Below are 20,453 nucleotides of genomic sequence, written 5' to 3' on the forward strand. Positions count from 1 at the left end.
GAACGTCACAACTTCCAGCCGGAATGCAGGGCAGCAATACCGCCGGTAAAATTGCGCCAGCTGACGCGCTCAAAACCTGCTGTGCGGATCATCTCGGCGAAATCCGCCTGCCGGGGAAATTTACGAATGGACTCAACCAGATACTGATAGGAATCCGCGTCGCCCGTGACAGCCTTGCCGATTTTCGGAATGGCATTGAACGACCAGGCATCATAAATCTTGTCGAGAACCGGCAATTCAACCTCAGAAAACTCAAGGCAAAGGAAGCGCCCGCCGGGCTTCAGGACGCGGTAAGCTTCGGCCAAAGCATAATCAATACGCGGCACGTTGCGAATGCCGAAAGCGATTGTATAGGCGTCAAAGCTCGCGTCCTCGAAAGGCAGTTCTTCCGCATTTGCTTCGACAAACTCCGTGTTGTCGGCAAGGCCCTGCTTTTCGGCGCGGTCGCGGCCAACGCCCAGCATGGATCCGTTGATATCAAGAACAGTCGCATGGGCATTGCGGTTTGAAGCCTCAACAATACGGAAGGCGATATCACCGGTGCCACCGGCCACATCAAGCACTTTCCAGTTTGATGTTTTGGATGGCGCGAGCCATGCGATCATCGAATCTTTCCAGACACGGTGCAGACCGCCGGACATCAGATCATTCATCACATCGTAGCGTTTGGCGACGCGATGAAACACGTCATTGACGCGTGTCTGCTTTTCTCCGTCGCCGACATCCTGAAAACCGAAGGATGTTTCCATGCCGCCATGGGCACCGGTGCGTTGCTGGCTCATTGTGCTACCTGCTGATCTCTTTTGCGGCGGGAGCATAGAAGATTGAAACGCAGAAGGCTATTGTCTGTTGCGCGATGAAGCGACGCGCGGCGAAATTTGTTGAATGGAGACCGCCTATGGTGCTGAAAGCCGAACTGCATTGTCACGTCGAAGGCGCCGCCTCGCCCGCCCTTGTCGAGAAAAAAGCCGCCAAATACGGCGCTGATGTTTCGGCCTTTATTATCGATGGCAAGTTTGTCTGGCACGATTTTACGTCCTTTCTGCGCGCTTATGATCAGGCATCCGCGTTGTTTCGCACGGAGGAAGACTATGCGGACCTGTCAGAAGACTACCTTTTGTCCCTCGCCAAGCAGGATGCGATCTATTCGGAAGTGTTCATCTCCACGGATCATGCCATCAGTGCCGGTCTGTCCCCACGCGCCTATATCGAAGGGCTGGCGGAAGGTATGCACCGCGCCAAAGCAGCCACCGGCATCGAATCACGCATGATCGCCACGGGCCTGCGGCATAAGGGGCCCGATGCTGTGATGCAGGCGGCAAAATACATTGCCGACAACCCGCACCCACTGGTATCAGGCTTTGGCATGGCCGGAGACGAGCGCATGCATCACCCCGAAGATTTCGCCAGGGCATTTAATGTTGCGCGCGATGCGGGGCTGGGGATCACCGTGCATGCGGGCGAACTCTCCGGATGGGAAAGTGTTGCCAATGCGCTTGATGCTCTAAAGCCGTCGCGCATCGGCCATGGCGTGCGGGCCATCGAGAATCCGGATCTGGTGCGACGGCTGGCGGATGAACAAATTCTGCTGGAATGCTGCCCCGGATCGAATATTTCCCTGCAGGTTTACGCGGATTTCCCCTCCCACCCCTTTCCGGTTTTGGCCAAGGCGGGGGTGCCCGTAACGCTCAATTCTGACGATCCGCCCTATTTCCACACGGACCTGACCCGGGAATATGAAATCGCCGCTGAGTTTTTCGGTTGTGATGATGACACCCTGACTGAGATCACCAGAACGGCATTGAAAGCCGCCTATATAGATGAAACCACGCAAAACAGCCTGCTTGAACGCTTAAATACCGACAAAACTGTTAGTGCCTGAGTCACAGACTTTGCGGGATCGGTTGCAAGCCGTTAAGGTCGGATAAAATTTGAGTAGGAGTTTTCCCATGGGCGTTACGATCGTTTCCCACCCGCTTGTTCAGCACAAGCTTACCATCATGCGCGACAAGGATACGTCCACGGCTGGCTTCCGGCGGTTGCTCAAAGAGATTTCGCTGCTGCTCTGCTATGAGGTGACGCGCGATCTGGAATTGACCACAATCAAGATCCAGACGCCGATGATGGAAATGGAAGCGCCAGTGCTTGAGGGCAAGAAGCTGGTTTTCGCCTCCATTCTGCGGGCGGGTAACGGCCTGCTGGAGGGCATGCTTGATCTGGTGCCCGCAGCGCGTGTCGCGCATATCGGTCTTTACCGCGATCATGACACATTGCAGCCGGTGGAATATTACTTCAAGGCGCCTGAGGATATCGTCAACCGGTTGATCATCGTGGTTGACCCAATGCTGGCAACTGCCAATTCAGCCATTGCGGCAATCCAGAAGCTGAAGGATCGCGGCGCTACAAACATTCGCTTCCTCTGCCTGCTTGCTGCGCCTGAAGGCATAGAGCGCTTCACCAAAGCCCACCCCGATGTGCCTGTATTCACGGCTGCCATCGACAGCCATCTGAATGAAAAGGGTTATATCATGCCGGGGCTTGGCGATGCCGGTGACCGGATGTACGGCACGAAGTAAGTTTGCATCATTATTGGATGAACATCGTGCGTGGTTCGACAAGCTCACCATGAGGGAGAGTGAGGATGCAACGCTAATCGCCTACGTTGCAGAATGAAATGCCCCTCATCCTGAGCTTGTCGAAGGGCCTCATGGTGAGCTTGTCGAACCACGCACGATGTTCATGCAATGTGCTTTTTACCCACCAATCCGCCTTAGAATAGGTTTGATAGTCCTCGGCTTGCGGTCAGAAAAACCGTAAGCACCGAGGATCGCGCGGGCGGCGGTCTGTGCATCCGTTTCACCGCGGGCATGGATAAGTGCAATAGTATCGCCCTGTTCCATGCGCGCACCGATCGGCTGCAGGGCCGTGATACCAACCGCGTGATCAATCGGGTCCTGCGGGCGAATGCGCCCTCCGCCGAGCGTGACAACGGCAACACCAATCGCGCGGGTTTCTACCGATGACACATATCCTGTTTGCGGGGCTTTCACTTCCAATGTCACCGGCGCAACCGGCAGATAATGCCGGGCGCGCGACACGAAGTCTGCCGGACCGCCAAGCCCTGTGACCATGCGGCCAAAGACTTCCGCTGCCTTGCCGGAGTTCAGGGCTTGCGTAGCCATATCCATGGCGGCCTTTGGGCTCACTGCAAGCTTGGCCGAAACCAGCATTTCCGCAACAAGCGCGAGCGTCACCGCTTCAAGGCGGGAATCGCGGAGATCGCCGGTCAGGAAGTCGACTGCGTTCTGCACTTCGACGGCGTTGCCTGCGGCAAGCGCCAGCGGCTCGTTCATGTCGGTAAGCAAAGCAGTCGTCGTCAGCCCGGCACCGCTGGCAACCGCAACAATGCTTTCGGCCAGAGCCACCGCATCGCGGCTGCGCGCCATGAATGCGCCATTGCCGGATTTCACATCGAGCACCAGTGCATTGAGCCCTGCAGATAATTTCTTCGACAGGATGGAGGCGGTGATCAACGGAATGGATTCCACCGTCGCCGTGACATCGCGGATGGAATAGAACCGCTTATCGGCAGGTGCAAGATTGGCGGTCTGGCCAATAATGGCACAGCCAACCTCATGCACGACTTTGCGAAACAGCGCATTGTCAGGCTGGCTGCGATAGCCGGGGATCGAATCCATCTTGTCGAGCGTGCCGCCCGTATGGCCAAGGCCACGTCCGGAGATCATCGGCACATAGGCACCGCATGCGGCGGCAATGGGGGCGAGCATCAGCGAGACATTATCACCAACGCCGCCGGTGGAATGTTTGTCGACCGCAGGTCCCGGCAAATCGGACCAATCGAGAATGTCGCCGGAATCACGCATGGCGAGGGTCAAGGCAACCGCCTCATCACGCTTCATGCCGTTAAAGAATACCGCCATGGCGAAGGCGGCAACCTGGCCTTCGGTGATGGCACCTGAACTCATCGCGTTAACGAAAGCCGTGATATCCGCAGCATCGAGCGCATGACCGTCGCGCTTGCGACGAATGATTTCCTGAGGCAGCAACATGATCTAGCCGATCTCCCGAACCAGCGCCCGGATGATTTTCTGCAGGCGTGCACCGCCCTTCGGCGCAACATCCTTGGTCTCTTCATGTGAGAGTTCTGCCCCCGTCATACCAGCCCCGTAATTAGTAATCACCGAACAGGCGGCAACGCGCAGACCAAAGAAGCGCGCCAGAATAACCTCCGGCACGGTGGACATACCCACCGCATCGGCACCAAGCGTGCGTGCCATGCGGATTTCCGCCGGTGTTTCGAATGATGGCCCGGAGAACCACATATAGACACCCATCGGCAGCTTTTCGCCGACTTCCCCCGCAGCGATGACAAAGGCATCCTTGAGTTTTTTGTCATAGGCAGCCGTCATGCCGACAAAACGCTGGTCCGAAGCCTCGCCGATCAAGGGATTGAGCCCGGAATAATTGATGTGATCGTCAATCAGCATGACACTGCCGGGCGCCAGATCATGACGCACTGAACCAGCGGCATTGGTCAGAACAAGCATTTCAATGCCAAGATCAGCCAGTGCTGCCATGACAGGGCGCATAATTGCGGCATCACCCTTTTCATAATAATGGGCACGGCCAGCCAGCATCAGCACGGGCTTGCCGGAAAGATATCCTGCAACCACTTCACCCGCATGGCCGGAAACACCACTATGGGGGAAGCCGGGCAAATCCGCATAGGGAATGCGGATAGCATCATCGACCGCATCGACGAGCGATCCAAGACCCGAGCCGAGGACCATTGCCACACGCGGGGCAAGGCCTTTCAATTTGTGGATAAGAGCTCCGGTGGCAGGCGCGATCATGCGGCGTTCCCTTTGCCAAGGACTTCCGCTTCAAAGCCATAGGGGAAAATGTCCCGCATGGTCAGCGTTTCGACAATGCCATCATTGTCACAAAGATGCAGGCGTGTATCGGGTCCGGCAAATTCGGCAAGCCGCTGGCGGCAGCCGCCGCAAGGGGTGCATTTTGCCTTCTTTTCCGCAACCACAACGATGTCTGTGATTGTGCCGCCGCCGCCCATGACAAAATGCGACAGGGTTGTCGTTTCGGCGCACCAACCTTCCGGGTAGGAAATGACTTCAATGTTGCAACCGGAATAAATGCGGCCATCGCTGGTGCGCACCGCTGCACCCACCGGGAACTGCGAATAGGGCGCATGTGCTTTCTGCATTGCTGCAAATGCCGCGTCGAACAGGTCTTTACTCATTCTATCGCTCTTTCACATAAGCCACGCCGCCCGCCTTGGGCGGGATTGCCTTGCCGATGAAACCGGCAAGCAGCACGATGGTGAGAATGTAAGGCAGGGCCTGCATCAGCTGTACCGGGACCTCGCCAATCAATGGCAAAGGATGGCCCTGATTGCGGATGGCAAAAGCATCAAGGAAACCGAAGAGCAGGCAGGCAAACATGGCCTGTACCGGACGCCACTTGGCAAAAATCAGCGCAGCCAGTGCGATGTAACCCTTGCCTGCGGTCATGTCCCGGCCAAACCCTGCGCCATCTGCCGTAGAGAGATAGGCACCGGCAATGCCACAAAGCAGGCCGCAGCAGATAACGGCCCGGTATCGCAACCAAGGCACGGAAATACCGGCGGTATCAACGGCCGCAGGATTTTCGCCAACAGCGCGCAGACGAAGGCCAAAACGCGTACGGTACAATACCCACCAGGTAAACGGGACAAGCAGGAAGGCCACGTAAACAAGCAGGGGGCGACCCGAAATGAACCCGGAATAGAATGGGCCAATCACCGGAATATCACGCAATGCCTCTGCAAACGGAAGATCGATTGCATTGAATCTGGCCGCATCCGCAATCGGCGGCGTTCGCCCACCCTGCTTGAACCAGGCCTGCCCAAGCATCACTGTTGTTCCAGCGGCAATAAAATTGATGGCCATGCCGGATACAATCTGATTGCCGCGATGGGTGATCGAGGCAAAGCCATGCACCAGACCAAGCGCGACGGACACGAGCACGGCGGCAAGGAGACCTATATAGGCTGAACCGGTATAGGCAGCAGTTGCAGCAGCAGCAAAAGCGCCTGCCAGCATCTTTCCTTCCAGGCCAATATCAAAAATACCGGCGCGTTCCGAATAAAGCCCGGCCAGACAGGCAAGCAAAAGCGGAACCGAAAGGCGGACTGTTGCATCCAATACCTGAGCCGTTGCTATCAAGAAGTCCATCATTGTCCCCCTCCTGTCGCTACCGCGGGTGTCGCTTGTTGTTTGGTCCGGGCCAAACGCTGGAAAAGACGCAACAGAGATGGCCGGAACATATGCTCCAACGCTCCGGCGAACAGAATGACCAACCCCTGAATGATCACGATCATATCGCGGGAAATATTGGGCATGTCGAACGCGATTTCCGCGCCACCCTGATAGAGTACGCCAAAGAGGATTGCAGCCAGGACAATGCCCACCGGGTGCGAACGGCCCATAAGCGCGACGGCGATGCCAACGAAGCCAGCTCCCGCGACAAACTCAAGCTGCATACGATGCTGTGCACCCATGATCGGATTGATGGCTGCCATACCGGCAAGAGCACCCGAAATCAGCATTGTCACGATCGTGATGCGCACTTCACTGATACCAGCATAGCGCGCCGCCTTGGGACTGTGGCCCATGGTGCGGATTTCATAGCCAAGCTTGGTCCTCCAGATCAGCAGCCAGACGACAAAGGCTGCGACCAATGCCAAGAGAAAGCTGATATTGAGCGGTGCAGAGCGCATGTTGAGGCCGAACATACCGAGCAGCCAACCAAGATCCGGCAATTGACCGCCCGGACCAAAAACACGGGTTTCCGGCGCCTGTGTGCCCGGTGCTTTCAGAATGCCGACCAGCAGATAGACCATCAGGCTGGCACCGATAAAATTGAACATGATCGTGGTGATGACCACGTGCGAGCCACGCTTGGCCTGCAACCAGGCCGGAATGAAAGCCCAGAGTGCGCCAACAATAGCCGAGGCAATAATAGCCAGCGGAAAAGTCAGCCACCACGGCAGTACATTGCCAAGACCTAGCCCGACCAGGGCAACACCCAGCCCACCGACATAGGCCTGCCCTTCGCCGCCAATATTGAACAGGCCGCAATGGAAGGCCACGGCCACGCAAAGGCCGGTGAAAATGAAGTTGGTGGCGTAGTAAAGCGTGTAGCCAATACCATCGCCGGAGCCAAGGGCGCCCTTGACCATCAGGACGGCGGCATCGATTGGGCTTTCCCCGACCAGAAGAACAACAAGACCTGCAACGAAAAACGCCACGATTACATTGATCAACGGCAGGAGGCCGTAGTCAGCCCATGCGGGCAATTTGGCAAAAGGCTGGCTCATGGCAGGGCCTCAATGATGGCATCAGAAGTGGAAATTTTGGCATATTCGCCATCAAGAATGGAAAGCGTCAGGGCGTGGACATCTTCGGCAGACCAGTTTTTGCCTTGATGATCCTTGCGATCAATGCTCGCTACCGCATCCTCCGGGACGACCACCTCAAATCCGAGATTGGCGGCCATGCGCACCGTTGCGTCGACAGAATTCTCCAGCAAGACACCTGTGACCACCAAGCTGCGCACCTGCAATTCATCGAGCACGTCCATCAGATCAGTACCGATAAAGGCATTATTGGTGCGCTTGTCGACAACCGGTTCTCCGACCTGCGGAGCCACTTCGGATTTGAACTCATTGCCCTCGGTTCCGGGACGATAGGGCGATTGCGGATCGGTGGAATCATGCTTGATGTGGACAATGGGCAGGCGGCGCTCGCGCCAGGCATCCAGAAGGCGGGCAATATGCTGTTCCACATCGGGCTGGCCACGGCGACCCCATTTGGGATCATCGATTGCATGTTGTACGTCAATCACAAGAAGCGCCTGCGTAACGCTCATTCTGCGGCCTCCTGCTGTTCGACACCTGCCATGAGGAGACCGAGTTCGCCTTCGCTTGCATCCGAATCGCGCTCGCCGACGATGCGACCGGCGAACATCACCAGAATGCGATCCGACAATGAACGGATTTCATCCAGCTCCACGGAAACGAGCAGAACCGCCTTTCCCGCATCGCGCATTTCGATGATGCGCTTGTGGATGAACTCAATCGCACCCACGTCAACACCGCGCGTCGGCTGGCCAATGATCAGCACACCCGGATCACGCTCGATCTCACGCGCCAAAACGATCTTCTGTTGGTTGCCGCCGGAAAAATTGGCGGTTTTCAAACGCGGATCGCTGGGGCGGATATCGTATTTCTCAATCTTCTTGCGGGCATCGGCCTGTATGGCCTGAATGTCGAGGAAGGGTCCATTGAGATAGAGCGGATCATCATGATAACCGAGAATGGAATTCTCATATTCTTCAAAGGCCAGAACGAGGCCCATATGGTGCCGATCTTCAGGAACATGGGCGAGACCGCGATCGCGCAATTCACCCGGATCAGCAGCACCTGTTATATCGATGACCTGACCATCCAGAAGCACCCGGCCGGAGACCGCCGTGCGAATACCCGCAACCGTTTCGATGAGCTGCGACTGACCATTACCCGCCACACCGGCAATACCGACGATCTCGCCTGCCCGGACGGTGAAGGATGCATTGTCGACCATGATAACGCCGCGACTGTCGCGCACGGTGAGATTTTCCACCGACAGCTTTACCTCACCCGGCTTGGCTTCGCCTTTCTGCACCCGCAGAAGCACCCGGCGGCCAACCATCAACTCAGCCAGTTCCTCGACCGTTGTTTCGGTTGTCTTGCGCGTTGCCACCATGGAGCCCTGTCGCATGACGGAAACATTGTCGGTAACGGCCATGATCTCGCGCAATTTATGCGTGATGAGGACAATGGTTTTGCCCTGCGCCTTCAACTGCTCCAAAATCCGGAACAGGTGATCAGCTTCAGCGGGTGTCAAAACACCTGTTGGTTCATCCAGCACGAGAATTTCCGCGCCGCGATACAGCGCTTTCAAGATTTCCACACGCTGCTGCAAACCAACCGGCAATTCTTCAATCAGCGCATCGGGATCGACATCAAGCTGATATTCCTGTTCCAGCCGTTTCAGTTCGGCACGGGCTTTGGCGATACCGCGCTTGAGGAGTGGCGCGCCTTCTACACCGAGCATGACATTTTCAAGCACAGTGAAATTTTCCACCAGCATGAAGTGCTGATGCACCATGCCAATGCCAAGCGCGATGGCGGTATTGGGATCGCTGATCCGGGCAGGCGCCCCATTAATGCGGATTTCGCCATTATCGGCTTGATAGAAGCCATAGAGAATGGACATCAGCGTGGACTTGCCAGCGCCATTCTCCCCGATGATGCCGTGAATAGTGCCTTTTTCAACGCGCAAATGGATATCGCGATTGGCATGAACGGCACCAAAACGCTTATCAATCCCCACAAGTTCAATTGCCGATTCTGCCATGTCCCCATCCGCTGTTGATCAGCTTTTTACGTCTTTTCGAACTTTCGACCCTAACACGGGATTATTTTCTTTCCAGTCAAGAATTACACGATTCACATTCCATCGCGGCTCTCGACAAGCTTACCCCTGCTCTGGCAATCTCCTGATATGACCGACCAGATTGCTCCCTTTGCCTTCCATACCACGCCGCGCATCGTCTTTGCGGCTGGCGCCAGCGGTGATGTCGCCGCCCATCTGCGCATACAGCCCAAAGACCGGCTGCTTATCGTCACAGACGCAACCATCCTTGCCTTGGGACTGGCGCAACCGGCCATTGCCAATCTGCAAGCCGCCGGAGCGGATATCACGGTGTTCGGCGAGGTGGAAGCGGACCCATCGTTAAAAACACTGTTAAGTGCCGTCGAAATGGCCCGTGAGAACAGTGTGAACCATGTTCTCGGATTTGGCGGCGGTTCGTCGCTTGACGTGGCCAAACTGGTAGCGCTGCTGGCAGGCTCCAATGAGAATCTCGATGACGCCTGGGGCGTTGGAAACGCCAAAGGCCCGCGCCTGAAACTGACACTGATCCCAACCACGGCGGGAACGGGTTCCGAGGTGACACCCGTCTCCATTATTACCGTGGGCGGCAGCGAAAAACGCGGCGTGTCGTCACCGCTGATCCTGCCGGACGTGGCTTTGCTTGATCCTGATCTTACCCTCGGGCTTCCGCCGCATGTTACCGCAGCCACCGGTATTGATGCCATGGTGCATGCCATTGAGGCCTACGCGTCAAAGAATGCCAATAATAATCCTGTCTCACGCGCACTTGCTGTGGAAGCGCTGCGCCTGCTTGGGGCGAACATCGAAACGGCGGTCTTTAACGGCAAGGACAAGGCTGCGCGTTCAGCCATGCTGCTCGGTTCAATGCTGGCAGGACAAGCCTTTGCCAATTCGCCCGTCGCCGCCGTCCATGCCCTCGCCTATCCCATCGGTGGTACGTTCCATGTGCCGCATGGTTTGTCCAATGCCTTGGTTTTGCCCCATGTGCTGCGTTACAACGCCGCCGAATCCACAAATGGGGCGGCGGGGCTTTATGCAGCACTGGCACCTCATGCATTTGCAGATATCAATATGAGCGGGGGAATACAGCTCATTTGCAACAGGTTTATTGATCGCTTGGCCGAACTCTCGGCAAAACTCGGGCTTCAGACCCGGTTGCGGGATGTTGGCATTGGTGAACACGATCTGGCCTTCATGGCTACTGATGCCATGAAACAGGGGCGGCTTCTGGTCAACAATCCACGCGACGTGACCGAGGCCGATGCCTTGGCGATCTATAGAACGGCCTGGTAACGGAGACAGGGATGACTGCTGATACGGACCGCGTCACCAAGCTTGAAATTCTTGTGACGGAACAGGAAAAGACCATTGAGGAGCTTTCCACCCAAATTGCCGAGCAATGGAGGGTGATCGAGGGTATGCGCCGCAAGCTTGATGCCTTGACGGACCGCTTCCTCGTTCTGGAAGAGCAAACTGCGCCGGACGTTCCGGTGACCAAACCACCCCACTGGTAGGCACAAATCCCAATGATCACTGTTGAACCTCTGGAAAATCGTCCCGAACTTGTTCCCGTGTGCGCACGCTGGAATTTCCATGAATGGGGGCAGGCCTATGGCAGGACCATGGAGCAGACGGTCGACGCCCTGATGCCCATGCTCGATCCGGATAGCCGGCAAAAGGCGTTTGTTGCACTCGTATCCGGGATACCATCAGGCCTTGTGCTTTTGATCGATAATGATCTGGACAGCCACGAACATCTGACGCCATGGCTTGCCAGCCTTTACGTTGCCCCCGCCTTCCGCAACAAAGGCATTGGAAAGCAATTGATAGCAGTTGCGGAAGAAGCCGCCAGAAGTCAGGGCCACGAAGAACTATACCTCTATACGGACAAACCCGATTATTACCGGTCCGTTGGCTGGCAACCGCATGAAGAGCTTGCCGGTGAAAATCAGGGTATGACGATTCTCAACCGCAATCTTTGATCAGATCCGGTGCGCCTTGAATGCTTCCACAATCAGCTTCAAGCCGAGCGCACCCATAACCGCCCCCGCACCACGATCAATCCACGCCTTGAAACCGGCATAGGTAGCGCGGGCTCTGGCCGTCGAAAACATGGTGGCGACGAACATGTACCAGCCCGTTTCAATGAGAAACACCATGGGCGGCAGGGCGAGCAAAAGCCAAAGGGGCGCATTGGCTGGTAAAAGTGCTGCAAACAGGCTGGCATAAACAATTGCCGTTTTCGGATTGCTCAGCTGTGTCATCAACGCAAACGAAAAAGACCGGGTCACGGACATGCGCGCGCCGGTTCCCGGCAAAACCAAGGGCTCGGAAGCGCTGTTCCAGATGCGGATGGCGACATAAACCAGATAGGCTCCACCAGCCACTTTCAGGATCAGATAAAGCCATTCGACCTGCATCAACAAAGCAGTCAGCCCCAGAACGGCAAGACAGCTGAAGATCGTACCGCCAATGCCCATGCCAAGCGCTGCCGCAAGTCCATGCAGGCGCGGCGAGGTGATGGCGATACGGGAAACGAGAACAAAGCTCGGGCCGGGGCTCATGGCTCCCAGCAGCAGAACGCCAAGAATACTGAAGAAAACGGCTGTTGCAGACATAGGGCATCCTCCTTGGATTGGAACAAGCTGCCCAGGCGCGCGGCGTTTTAAATCTGCGCTTCCCGATGGTGCCCCATCTCAATGCGCCAGTTGCGCAGGTGGGCATAATCTCACAATTCGACGGGAAGACAAGCAACTGTTGGTGGCAAAAACAAAGCCGCCGGTCATGCAACCGGCGGCTCGTCAAATGATTAGAGAATTAGCCCTTGTAAGGGCAGAAAATCAGCCCTTGTAAGGGCAGGCATTGTCCGTGTTGTAGTTATGAACCTTGACCTTGCCCGAGATAATGTCGGCCTTGGCGGTTTCCACTGCCTTCTTGACATCATCGGTCAGAAGTTTGGCGTTGTTTTCGTCTGCGGCATAGTCAACACCGCCTTCCTTGACGCCGAGAACGTTGACGCCCGCTGTGAACTTGCCATCCGCACCATCTTTGAAAGCGTTATAGGTGGCAACGTCGACACGCTTCAACATGGAGGTCAGAACCTTGCCCGGATGCAGGCCGTTCTGGTTGGAGTCAACGCCAATGCTGAGCTTGTTCAGATCAGCAGCCTTTTGCAATACACCGATGCCGGTACCGCCAGCCGCAGCGAAGATCACATCCGAACCCTGATCGATCTGAGACTTGGCAATTTCACCGCCCTTGGCAGGATCATTCCACGCAGCAGGTGTATCGCCAGTCATGTTCTGGATAACCTTGGCATCCGGATTGGTTGCCTTGACCCCGCCGACATAGCCGCAGGCGAAGTTGCGAATCAATGGAACGTCCATACCGCCAACGAAACTGACAGTGCCTGTTTTCGACGACTTGGCGGCGATGACGCCGACAAGATAAGAACCTTCATTGTCGTTGAAGACAACCGAGCGCACATTCGGCTTGTCAACGACAGCATCGATGATGACGAACTTGGTATCGGGAAATTCCGTCGATACTTTTTCAATCGCCGCAGCGGCGGAGAAACCGGCAATCACGATCGGCGAATTGCCATCGGAAGCGAATTTGCGCAGAGCCTGCTCGCGCTGTGCTTCATTCTGGATTTCGAACTCGCGGAATTTTACACCGGATTCCTTGGTGTATTTTTCCGCGCCGTGAAACGCAGCCTCATTGAAGGATTTATCGAATTTGCCGCCGAGATCGAAGATCAAGGCAGGTTTATTGTCCGCAGCATAGGCCGAAACGGACATGGCTGTGGCAGCCAGCAGACCAAGAACAATACGCTTCATTTGATACCAACCCTCTGGATTTTGTTAACGAGGACCAACATTCTGCTGGTTCCGGAATTCGTTGCGACCTATCCCATTATGGCCGCCCCAAAAAGCAATCTTGCACGGCTCCGGGCAAAATTCACGCGGAATTTTGCCTCCCGGTCAAATATCAAAGAATAATACAATTTTAACAGAGGCTTAAATGGATTTTCCCTGTGGAATAGGACAGGAATATCCATATGGGATAGACCCTAGCTCACCCCTCTCAACGGGCCGCAAAGCGCCCTACCCGGTTCTCGCGGCGATATCCCAGCGCATATAGAAGAAAAGCCAGAATGGCGAAAACAACGAAGGTTGGGGTTTCAAGCACCCAAAGCATCAGGGGATTCCACAAAATGGGATAAAGATGAGCGTTGAAGTAGGTTTCAACGAGGGTAAGCGATGAAGCAGACAGGGATTGCCAGCTTTCGCGCAAGGATGTGGTGACCAGATGGGACGCGCCGACAGACCGGGCGGCATCGAGAACCGCCGCGATGATCGCCATGGCAAGAGCTATATAGGCGAAAAGCCTCAAAACGGGTCGGATCACATCACTCTCCAAAATCATCATTCAACGTCGCTCCGGCAACGCAAAAATCGCATTCTAGCGCGGAACATTGCCCGATTGAATGCGGATTTGGCGATAGTCTGATCCCGGAATGTGAAATTTCCCTGAAAATTCCCAACAATTTCAGAGGCAAACACATGAAAATGCGTCAAAGCGCAATTATGTTGAAATAGGTGTTGAACAAGTGCTTGTTCTGACTATAGTGCGCGCCGCACGGGGTCGTTGTTGGCTAACCATCTTCAAGTGACTCGCGCAAATTCCAAAGACTGAGTGACCGATGGTTGACGGTGCTCCTGAGCCGGTTTTTCCGGCTGAGAATGACCAACCCGACCGGCCCCATGCCGGACGATCTGCGGAGAGGTGGCCGAGTGGTTGAAGGCGCACGCCTGGAAAGTGTGTTTACGTCAAAAGCGTAACGCGGGTTCGAATCCCGCTCTCTCCGCCAGTCCTTCTATAATTCCTTATTTCAATTGTGATTCAATGCCTTAAGTGCATTTGCACCTGCGCCAAATTTCGTGTTACGCGCCTATGCCGTTGCAGCGACCATCAAGCCAACGTAGCAAAGGAGCCGTACTGCTGTCATAGTGTTAATGTCCTTGACTTACGGGGCGAGGACTTTGCACACGCGCAACGGCACGGGAAAACCTCATGTTTGATCACGTTAAATTCGGAGTCAGAGACTTTGCGGCAAGCAAGGCGTTCTACCTTGAAGCACTCAAGCCGCTCGGCGTCGCTGTTATCGCTGAGGGCCCGCCAACCTATGGCGTCGAGCTTAGCCCAGAGGGTAAGGCTTCATTATGCCTGTATCAATCCGAGGAGAAGCCGGCGCATCTGCATCTGGCATTTACAGCCGAGAATCGCCAGCAAGTCGATGCATTTTACCGCGCCGCTCTGGAGGCGGGTGGCAAAGACAATGGTGCGCCCGGTCTGCGCCCGCACTACCATGCCAATTACTATGCAGCCTTTGTAATTGACCCTGATGGCCATAACATCGAAGTGGTTTGCCACGTGCCCGCGGCATAATAGGCCTTATCGGAAACGGTTCAAGTAACGCGTACCGCATCATTTGTGGCCTCGAGATTGGAGCATTCCAACAGCAGCTCACGGAACTCTTTGAAAGCGGGCGTCCCGAAGCCTGGCCGGCTGGCGACCCATGTGTCGACCCGCATCAACGGCTTGATTGTGAATCGTGCAGCGTCGGGCACGAGATCGAGCACGCTGCGTGGCAAGATGGAGAAACACGACCCGGCCGCGGTACACGCTACCATGGCATGATAGGACGCCACTTCCTGAATCCGCAGCGCCGTCCTTTTCGAACCAAAGTCCATGGCCCACTCTTCGGCCAGCATGCGGTAGGTGCAACCGGGCGCGAATGCCGCAAGGGCACGCGGCTTGATCTCTTGCGAATGCTGGATCTCGGGATGCCCCGGCGGCAGCAGCAATACCAATTCCTCACGAAATACCGGAACCTTATCCAAGACATTTGGCGCGAGCCACCACTCACCTTCAGGCACCGCGATCAGCGCACAGTCGATTTGGTGAGCAAGGAGCGCGTCGATGAGCTGCCGGGTTGGTGCTGTCGAAAGGTCGATGGTGACCTGCGGCCATCGCATGTTAAACGCGGCGAGCGGCATGGGCAGACGCGTGGCGGCGGTTGACTCCATCGAACCGAGGCGCAGGACACCGAGCGGTTCGAGAGGATTAACCGTTTGCTGCGCCTCATCCGCCAGATTCAGGATGCGCTCTGCATAATCCAGATAGGTTGCACCTTCGGTGGTAAGATCCATACGCTTCTTGTCTCTCTGGAATAAAGGCACACCGATTTCCGCCTCCAGCTGCTGGATTCGGGTCGTGACATTTGAAGGCACGCGACCCAGCAATTCAGCTGCTCGGGTGACACTCTGCTCTCGGGCGACCGCGCGGAAAACAGCGAGCGATGCAAGGTCCATAAAATTCTCCATTGCAGAATAACTCTTAATATGTATTCTTTATATAAGAATTAAAGTCAATCATTCTCCAAATGAAATATGTTACACGAGGGTAAGCGCATGCTCAAAGCACTGGGAGTCCAGCTTCCTATTGTCCAGGCGCCTATGGCCGGGGTTTCCACTCCCGCTCTTGCTGCGGCAGTTTCCAATGCAGGCGGACTCGGATCACTCGGGATCGGAGCCAGCACGGTGGCACAGGCCCGTCAGGCGATGGAAGAAACGCGCGCGCTGACTTCCCGGCCCTTCAATGTGAATGTCTTTTGCCATGAGCCAGCCCGCCGGGATGCCGGGGTCGAAACCAATTGGCTGAAATATCTCGCCCCCCTTTTCATGGAATTCGGCATTGAGGCACCGGTTACGCTGGATGAAATCTACAAGACCTTCCTTGCGGACGAAGATGCGTTTCGCATGCTGCTCCATGAACGTCCGGCGGTCATAAGCTTTCATTTTGGTTTGCCTAGCCCCGACAAGATCTCTGCTTTCCGCAAAGCCGGTATCAAGATGCTGGCGACTGCGACCGGCCTGTCCGAAGCCAAAGCGATTGAGGGAGCCGGGATTGATGGAATAGTGGCGCAGGGAATTGAAGCTGGCGGCCATCGCGGCATTTTCGACCCGCAAGAGGTGGACGAGCGGCTGAGTACGTCGGTTCTCGTCCGATTGCTTGTCACCCGGACCAGCTTGCCCGTGATTGCGGCAGGCGGGATCATGGATGGCGCAGGCATCAGGGCATCGCTCGATCTGGGAGCGACTGCTGCACAGCTCGGAACAGCATTCATCCTATGCCCGGAATCCGCAGCAAATGCCAGTTATCGGGAATATCTCAAGAGTGACCGAGCCACTATCACGCGGTTGACGTCGGTTCTGTCAGGACGCCCGGCGCGGGGCATTGTCAACCGTTTCATTGCGTATTGCGAGGCGGCCGGAAGCCCGATACCCGCGCCCTATCCGGTAGCATATGACCTTGCAAAGCGGCTTCATGCTGGCGCGGCTAAACATGGCAACAACGAGTTTGCCGCCCAGTGGGCTGGCCAGGGAGCGCCAATGGCGCGCGAACTGCCCGCCGCACAGCTGGTAAAAGTTCTTGCCGATGAGTTGCAAGCTGCGGGTCATTGATTGCTTTGCCTCGATGGTCAAGTCGTTCTGTAGCCTGCATCTGCATCTCCCGGATGGTCATCCACTTGTCAGATAGTTGCGATAAGAAGGCGAAAAGGCGTTGGTGCGGCCGCGGATTTCGAGGTGCTCAGAGCCATGGCATCGGCAGGATTGGAGACGCGATCATGAAGTATATTCTCGCGGGGTCGAAAGTGCTGACCGGTTTCGCACTGTTGTGCTCGGTGGTTTTTGCGCTGAATACCCAGCGAGCGGCCGAGGCGCAAAGCGCTTCCGCTGCCGTGAGCCAAAAAACTTTCCCAACTCTGGATGGTAAGCCCCCGCTGATAGTCGGACATCGCGGCTTGCCCGGATTGGTACCGGAAGAGACCGAGGCGTCGTATGATCTTGCTGCGGCTCTGGGAACAGACGCCCTCGAAGAGGACTTGCATCTGACCAAGGATTGCGTGTTGGTTGCACGCCATAATCCATGGTTGAGCGACAATACCAACATCGCTGAGGTGGCAAAGAGCAATCCTGATGTTGCGGCCCGCAAGCGCACGGTGCCGGGTGTCCCGGTTAAGGTGAAGTGGGCGCAAACTCCGACCAGCGGGCCAGCAGAATATCTCACCGATCTCACCAATCCGGCGGATGCCAAATCGGTGCTGAAATCCCTGATCGTTGATGGCGAAGACCACACCGATGATTGGTCGATTACCGATTTCACCATGGCGGAACTGAAGAACTGGATTGCCGGTACGACTTTTGACGCAGCCAATGAACGACCAAAGGTTTTCAATGGCAAATTCCCGGTCCTCAGCTTTCAGGAGATCATCGATATCGCCAAGGCAAAGGCCAAGGAAACCGGTCGCGCGATCGCCGTCTATCCGGAAACCAAGAATCCGACATGGAACAATGCGCAGGCCATCGCCAATGGTTGCGGAGCGCCGGGTAGCCGCCCGCTTGAGGACGCCGTGATGAAGATCATCAAGGATAACGCCCTCGATTCAAAGGACGCACCGATTCTGGTGCAGAGTTTTGAACCAAGCAGTCTGAAATATATGCATGATCACGGACTGCAGACCAGACTGGTCCAGCTTATTGATGGCGACGGCGTTGATTTCAAAACCGGCAAAGTTCTCTATGACGACATCACCAATTCCCGCCCTTTCGACTGGACAGTCTCCGGCGATCCGCGCTGGTTTGATGCCATGCTGACCCCCGAAGGCCTCGCTGAGATCAAGACCTATGCCGACGGCATCGGCCCGTGGAAACCTCAGATCGTGCCTCTCAAGATCTCGCCATGGAAAGAGACCAACGCAGATGGCACGCCTTTCAAGGGATCAACGCCCGAAGCCTCGACTCAAGATGCCACCAGCCTGATCGCCGATGCACATAAGGCTGGTCTATTCGTGCATGTCTTCACCTTTCGGAACGAAAAGAAATATCTGGCCGCCGATTACCACGGCGATCCCAGCCTCGAATATCTCAAGTTCTTTCATTTGGGCGTGGATGGCGTCTTCACCGACTTCACACCCACCGGGGTGAGTGCGCGCGTCACTTACCTGCAGGAACCGGGATTGCAATAAGCAGCTTGACCAGGAATAGCGTCCATTTACAAATTATGAATTTCAACCTCCGAGCCACGTCAACCATCGTCAAGGGTTTGACAAAGCTACATCCCATAGGAGTTTAGCCTTGCGTATATTTAATTTATTCATCATCAGCCTCGGGCTTGGTCTGATATCTGCGACCCACGCGGAGGCTCAGACAGTATCCAATATTGCTGTCCTGAAAGGACTTTCGCCGCTGACCGTGCTGGGCAAATCGGCAAATGGCAAAGCAGCATTGTCTTCGAACTACGCTGTTACAGGCGGAATACAGACAGGCGACATTCGTCAGGCGACTTTGTTGCCCTTTACCGAACAACAACAGCAAGCACTCAAAGACGCCTTCATCACCGATGGCAATCTGGCCCAGCTGGCAGATGGACTTGGCACCACCTTGGGCGGAGCCTATGTGGCGCGCGCGCATTATCAGGATCGTGAGCATTTTACGAATGTGTCGCAGGCCGTGGCAGATCTGATCGCCTACACCAACGCGACGACGGCCCCCGACTCCAATTCGGGAAAGTATTTCTTCGCGAACACCACGACGGATGGCAAGAATCCGGTCTCGGCGGAAGCCTTGGAAATCCTGCAGAAGATTGGCGGCAGCGTTGATGTTTTCGGCACCAATTACGGCCGCCCAGCCGGTAGTCCCGGAGCCGATGCCTTTGGTGATTCTCGTCCTTTCCAGACGCAGCCACAGACTCTCGCTATCATCGGCCGGGACTATCTTGGCGTACCGGCGAACAATACCGTCTACAATCGCGGACCGGTCATGAACCTGACCGACAGCCCTTCTTTCCCCAGCGGGCATACGACTTACGGCTATATGGGGTCCATTCTGCTGGCCGTGCTGGTGCCGCAGAGATACCCGCAAATGATAACGCGCGCATCGGAATACGGTAATGACCGCATCCTCATGGGTGCGCATTATGCCATGGATGTTCTCGCAGGACGCACCCTCGCAACCTACGATTTGGCGCATCTGCTTGCCAATGACAGCGCCTATATAGGGCAAACTCTGAAGAATGCTCCTGTCATCAAGGACTATCAGGCGGCGGTGAAAACAGCGCAAGCCGAATTGACCGAGGCACTCAAGGCGGGCTGCGGTGCCGAAATTCGCTCCTGTGCGCACGACGATACGAGCCGGTTCAGTGACCCTGCCATAAACCAGTCGGCCTATGATGCCACGCAGACCTATGGCCTGCCTGTCGTCTATCCGGAGAATTTTGGTGTGAAGGAGGACGTCAATAAACTGGCACCCGAGGCCGGCTACCTGCTGACCACGGCATTCCCGTCCCTGACACTCGAAGAAGCCAACCAGATCCTGACGGCCACCGAAGGTCCTGGCGGCGGTTTCCTGGATAATGGCTCGTCATTTGGCGTCTATTCGCGGCTCAATCTATATGCGGCATCTTTGGCTGCGATGGAGCTGTCTGAACGCAAGAAGGTACAGTAAGGTTAGTCGTTATTTTTCCAGGTGACGAATTTCGTCAAGCACCAACGGTCTTGATCGGACGTGCGTCATATCCCTGCATATCTGCCCCTTGATGCGCGACGCGTTCATCAAGGGGCAAACATTGTCTTATCCATTACATTGCTAGGTTTGCGGCGGGCATGTTTGGGACCATGCATTTGATACGGAGGATTGTCTCGCAGAAGACCATGAATGCCCCTCAGCGTCATCTCCCCAACCGCACGCAGGCTTAGACTGAACGGCCCGTAGAGTAGAGCCAGACGATGCGAGCCACGATCTGGAACAGGTAACGCGGCTCTTGTAAGTCGGCGAACCTCTGCTCTCCCCCGAGACCAAGTGCCGATCTAAC

At 55.8% G+C, this 20,453-nt stretch carries 21 protein-coding genes, 1 tRNA gene and 1 riboswitch; of the genes, 10 read left to right on the forward strand and 12 right to left on the reverse strand.

Annotation, left to right across the window (positions count from 1 at the left end):
- Positions 1 to 5: 5 nt before the first annotated feature.
- The gene (gene ubiE / locus AB4Y96_RS13640; protein WP_091879000.1) at positions 6 to 782 is read right to left on the reverse strand and encodes a bifunctional demethylmenaquinone methyltransferase/2-methoxy-6-polyprenyl-1,4-benzoquinol methylase UbiE; all 777 of its coding nucleotides are present in this window, start codon (positions 780 to 782) and stop codon (positions 6 to 8) included.
- A gap of 116 nt (positions 783 to 898) precedes the next feature.
- Here ubiE and AB4Y96_RS13645 point away from each other — a divergent pair, with 116 nt between their 5' ends.
- Together AB4Y96_RS13645 and upp are read left to right on the forward strand one after the other, a co-directional pair.
- Positions 899 to 1,882: an adenosine deaminase gene (locus AB4Y96_RS13645; protein WP_441918041.1), complete on the forward strand. Its 984-nt coding sequence runs from the start codon at positions 899 to 901 to the stop codon at positions 1,880 to 1,882.
- Positions 1,883 to 1,949: 67 nt separating this feature from the next.
- A complete protein-coding gene (gene upp, locus AB4Y96_RS13650; RefSeq protein WP_091879003.1) occupies positions 1,950 to 2,576 on the forward strand; it encodes a uracil phosphoribosyltransferase in 627 nt (208 codons plus the stop codon).
- Positions 2,577 to 2,753: 177 nt separating this feature from the next.
- On the opposite strand, the gene deoA is transcribed toward upp, so the two are convergent.
- The 7 genes from deoA to AB4Y96_RS13685 are packed head-to-tail and all read right to left on the reverse strand — an operon-like array spanning position 2,754 to position 9,476.
- A complete protein-coding gene (gene deoA / locus AB4Y96_RS13655) occupies positions 2,754 to 4,067 on the reverse strand; it encodes a thymidine phosphorylase (RefSeq protein WP_441918146.1) in 1,314 nt (437 codons plus the stop codon).
- A gap of 6 nt (positions 4,068 to 4,073) precedes the next feature.
- Positions 4,074 to 4,874: a purine-nucleoside phosphorylase gene (locus tag AB4Y96_RS13660; protein ID WP_441918042.1), complete on the reverse strand. Its 801-nt coding sequence runs from the start codon at positions 4,872 to 4,874 to the stop codon at positions 4,074 to 4,076.
- A complete protein-coding gene (locus AB4Y96_RS13665) occupies positions 4,871 to 5,278 on the reverse strand; it encodes a cytidine deaminase (RefSeq protein ID WP_091879006.1) in 408 nt (135 codons plus the stop codon). Before AB4Y96_RS13665 ends, AB4Y96_RS13660 begins: the two co-directional genes overlap by 4 nt.
- 1 nt (position 5,279) lies before the next feature.
- Positions 5,280 to 6,251: an ABC transporter permease gene (locus tag AB4Y96_RS13670; protein ID WP_441918147.1), complete on the reverse strand. Its 972-nt coding sequence runs from the start codon at positions 6,249 to 6,251 to the stop codon at positions 5,280 to 5,282.
- Positions 6,251 to 7,396, reverse strand: a complete 1,146-nt coding sequence (locus AB4Y96_RS13675; protein ID WP_441918044.1) for an ABC transporter permease — start codon at positions 7,394 to 7,396, stop codon at positions 6,251 to 6,253. The genes AB4Y96_RS13670 and AB4Y96_RS13675 overlap by 1 nt, the downstream gene beginning before the upstream one ends.
- Positions 7,393 to 7,947, reverse strand: a complete 555-nt coding sequence (locus tag AB4Y96_RS13680) for a cysteine hydrolase family protein (RefSeq protein WP_441918046.1) — start codon at positions 7,945 to 7,947, stop codon at positions 7,393 to 7,395. The genes AB4Y96_RS13675 and AB4Y96_RS13680 overlap by 4 nt, the downstream gene beginning before the upstream one ends.
- Positions 7,944 to 9,476 carry an ABC transporter ATP-binding protein gene (locus AB4Y96_RS13685; RefSeq protein ID WP_091879010.1) on the reverse strand — a complete coding sequence of 511 codons (1,533 nt, stop codon included), beginning with the start codon at positions 9,474 to 9,476 and terminating at the stop codon, positions 7,944 to 7,946. The genes AB4Y96_RS13680 and AB4Y96_RS13685 overlap by 4 nt, the downstream gene beginning before the upstream one ends.
- 159 nt (positions 9,477 to 9,635) lie before the next feature.
- On the opposite strand from AB4Y96_RS13685, the gene AB4Y96_RS13690 reads away from it, so the two are divergent.
- Genes AB4Y96_RS13690 through AB4Y96_RS13700 form a run of 3 tightly spaced genes read left to right on the forward strand, consistent with a single transcriptional unit; the run spans position 9,636 to position 11,497 of the window.
- Positions 9,636 to 10,808: an iron-containing alcohol dehydrogenase gene (locus AB4Y96_RS13690; protein WP_441918148.1), complete on the forward strand. Its 1,173-nt coding sequence runs from the start codon at positions 9,636 to 9,638 to the stop codon at positions 10,806 to 10,808.
- A gap of 11 nt (positions 10,809 to 10,819) precedes the next feature.
- Positions 10,820 to 11,029, forward strand: coding sequence for a SlyX family protein (locus AB4Y96_RS13695; RefSeq protein WP_091879011.1), 210 nt, complete (start codon positions 10,820 to 10,822; stop codon positions 11,027 to 11,029).
- Positions 11,030 to 11,041: 12 nt separating this feature from the next.
- A complete protein-coding gene (locus AB4Y96_RS13700; protein WP_441918049.1) occupies positions 11,042 to 11,497 on the forward strand; it encodes a GNAT family N-acetyltransferase in 456 nt (151 codons plus the stop codon).
- Here the strand turns inward: AB4Y96_RS13700 and AB4Y96_RS13705 are convergent, their stop codons facing one another.
- The 3 genes from AB4Y96_RS13705 to AB4Y96_RS13715 form a co-directional block, all read right to left on the reverse strand.
- A complete protein-coding gene (locus tag AB4Y96_RS13705; RefSeq protein ID WP_441918051.1) occupies positions 11,498 to 12,133 on the reverse strand; it encodes a LysE family translocator in 636 nt (211 codons plus the stop codon).
- Positions 12,134 to 12,155: 22 nt separating this feature from the next.
- Positions 12,156 to 12,237: riboswitch (ZMP/ZTP riboswitch) on the reverse strand.
- Positions 12,238 to 12,355: 118 nt separating this feature from the next.
- Positions 12,356 to 13,354: a BMP family lipoprotein gene (locus AB4Y96_RS13710; protein WP_091879016.1), complete on the reverse strand. Its 999-nt coding sequence runs from the start codon at positions 13,352 to 13,354 to the stop codon at positions 12,356 to 12,358.
- Between the two features lie 247 nt (positions 13,355 to 13,601).
- Positions 13,602 to 13,925, reverse strand: a complete 324-nt coding sequence (locus tag AB4Y96_RS13715; RefSeq protein ID WP_091879017.1) for a hypothetical protein — start codon at positions 13,923 to 13,925, stop codon at positions 13,602 to 13,604.
- Positions 13,926 to 14,297: 372 nt separating this feature from the next.
- Between AB4Y96_RS13715 and AB4Y96_RS13720 the strand changes: the two genes are divergently transcribed.
- Both AB4Y96_RS13720 and AB4Y96_RS13725 read left to right on the forward strand, forming a co-directional pair.
- Positions 14,298 to 14,388: transfer RNA gene (locus AB4Y96_RS13720), tRNA-Ser, on the forward strand.
- 203 nt (positions 14,389 to 14,591) lie between these two features.
- The gene (locus AB4Y96_RS13725; protein WP_441918052.1) at positions 14,592 to 14,966 is read left to right on the forward strand and encodes a VOC family protein; all 375 of its coding nucleotides are present in this window, start codon (positions 14,592 to 14,594) and stop codon (positions 14,964 to 14,966) included.
- A gap of 20 nt (positions 14,967 to 14,986) precedes the next feature.
- On the opposite strand, the gene AB4Y96_RS13730 is transcribed toward AB4Y96_RS13725, so the two are convergent.
- The gene (locus AB4Y96_RS13730; RefSeq protein ID WP_441918054.1) at positions 14,987 to 15,892 is read right to left on the reverse strand and encodes a LysR family transcriptional regulator; all 906 of its coding nucleotides are present in this window, start codon (positions 15,890 to 15,892) and stop codon (positions 14,987 to 14,989) included.
- Between the two features lie 99 nt (positions 15,893 to 15,991).
- On the opposite strand from AB4Y96_RS13730, the gene AB4Y96_RS13735 reads away from it, so the two are divergent.
- The 3 genes from AB4Y96_RS13735 (at position 15,992) to AB4Y96_RS13745 (ending at position 20,086) form a co-directional block, all read left to right on the forward strand.
- Positions 15,992 to 17,044 carry an NAD(P)H-dependent flavin oxidoreductase gene (locus AB4Y96_RS13735; protein WP_441918056.1) on the forward strand — a complete coding sequence of 351 codons (1,053 nt, stop codon included), beginning with the start codon at positions 15,992 to 15,994 and terminating at the stop codon, positions 17,042 to 17,044.
- A 164-nt stretch (positions 17,045 to 17,208) separates the two neighbouring features.
- Entirely contained in the window at positions 17,209 to 18,609 is a 1,401-nt protein-coding gene (locus AB4Y96_RS13740) for a glycerophosphodiester phosphodiesterase family protein (RefSeq protein ID WP_441918058.1), read from the forward strand.
- A gap of 109 nt (positions 18,610 to 18,718) precedes the next feature.
- Positions 18,719 to 20,086 carry a phosphatase PAP2 family protein gene (locus tag AB4Y96_RS13745; protein ID WP_441918060.1) on the forward strand — a complete coding sequence of 456 codons (1,368 nt, stop codon included), beginning with the start codon at positions 18,719 to 18,721 and terminating at the stop codon, positions 20,084 to 20,086.
- Positions 20,087 to 20,453: the final 367 nt, after the last annotated feature.

The organism is Phyllobacterium sp. TAF24, from assembly GCF_052113785.1.
Classification (GTDB): domain Bacteria; phylum Pseudomonadota; class Alphaproteobacteria; order Rhizobiales; family Rhizobiaceae; genus Phyllobacterium.

What these genes read in the sequence shown, in the direction of transcription:
- AB4Y96_RS13680 (WP_441918046.1), bottom strand. Translation starts at nt 7,947, where the DNA reads ATGAGCGTTACGCAGGCGCTTCTTGTGATTGACGTACAACATGCAATC.
- AB4Y96_RS13735 (WP_441918056.1), top strand. Translation starts at nt 15,992, where the DNA reads ATGCTCAAAGCACTGGGAGTCCAGCTTCCTATTGTCCAGGCGCCTATG.
- AB4Y96_RS13710 (WP_091879016.1), bottom strand. Translation starts at nt 13,354, where the DNA reads ATGAAGCGTATTGTTCTTGGTCTGCTGGCTGCCACAGCCATGTCCGTT.
- AB4Y96_RS13645 (WP_441918041.1), top strand. Translation starts at nt 899, where the DNA reads ATGGTGCTGAAAGCCGAACTGCATTGTCACGTCGAAGGCGCCGCCTCG.
- AB4Y96_RS13685 (WP_091879010.1), bottom strand. Translation starts at nt 9,476, where the DNA reads ATGGCAGAATCGGCAATTGAACTTGTGGGGATTGATAAGCGTTTTGGT.
- AB4Y96_RS13675 (WP_441918044.1), bottom strand. Translation starts at nt 7,396, where the DNA reads ATGAGCCAGCCTTTTGCCAAATTGCCCGCATGGGCTGACTACGGCCTC.
- AB4Y96_RS13730 (WP_441918054.1), bottom strand. Translation starts at nt 15,892, where the DNA reads ATGGACCTTGCATCGCTCGCTGTTTTCCGCGCGGTCGCCCGAGAGCAG.
- AB4Y96_RS13660 (WP_441918042.1), bottom strand. Translation starts at nt 4,874, where the DNA reads ATGATCGCGCCTGCCACCGGAGCTCTTATCCACAAATTGAAAGGCCTT.
- AB4Y96_RS13740 (WP_441918058.1), top strand. Translation starts at nt 17,209, where the DNA reads ATGAAGTATATTCTCGCGGGGTCGAAAGTGCTGACCGGTTTCGCACTG.
- AB4Y96_RS13695 (WP_091879011.1), top strand. Translation starts at nt 10,820, where the DNA reads ATGACTGCTGATACGGACCGCGTCACCAAGCTTGAAATTCTTGTGACG.
- AB4Y96_RS13670 (WP_441918147.1), bottom strand. Translation starts at nt 6,251, where the DNA reads ATGGACTTCTTGATAGCAACGGCTCAGGTATTGGATGCAACAGTCCGC.
- upp (WP_091879003.1), top strand. Translation starts at nt 1,950, where the DNA reads ATGGGCGTTACGATCGTTTCCCACCCGCTTGTTCAGCACAAGCTTACC.
- AB4Y96_RS13665 (WP_091879006.1), bottom strand. Translation starts at nt 5,278, where the DNA reads ATGAGTAAAGACCTGTTCGACGCGGCATTTGCAGCAATGCAGAAAGCA.
- AB4Y96_RS13725 (WP_441918052.1), top strand. Translation starts at nt 14,592, where the DNA reads ATGTTTGATCACGTTAAATTCGGAGTCAGAGACTTTGCGGCAAGCAAG.
- AB4Y96_RS13700 (WP_441918049.1), top strand. Translation starts at nt 11,042, where the DNA reads ATGATCACTGTTGAACCTCTGGAAAATCGTCCCGAACTTGTTCCCGTG.
- AB4Y96_RS13705 (WP_441918051.1), bottom strand. Translation starts at nt 12,133, where the DNA reads ATGTCTGCAACAGCCGTTTTCTTCAGTATTCTTGGCGTTCTGCTGCTG.
- ubiE (WP_091879000.1), bottom strand. Translation starts at nt 782, where the DNA reads ATGAGCCAGCAACGCACCGGTGCCCATGGCGGCATGGAAACATCCTTC.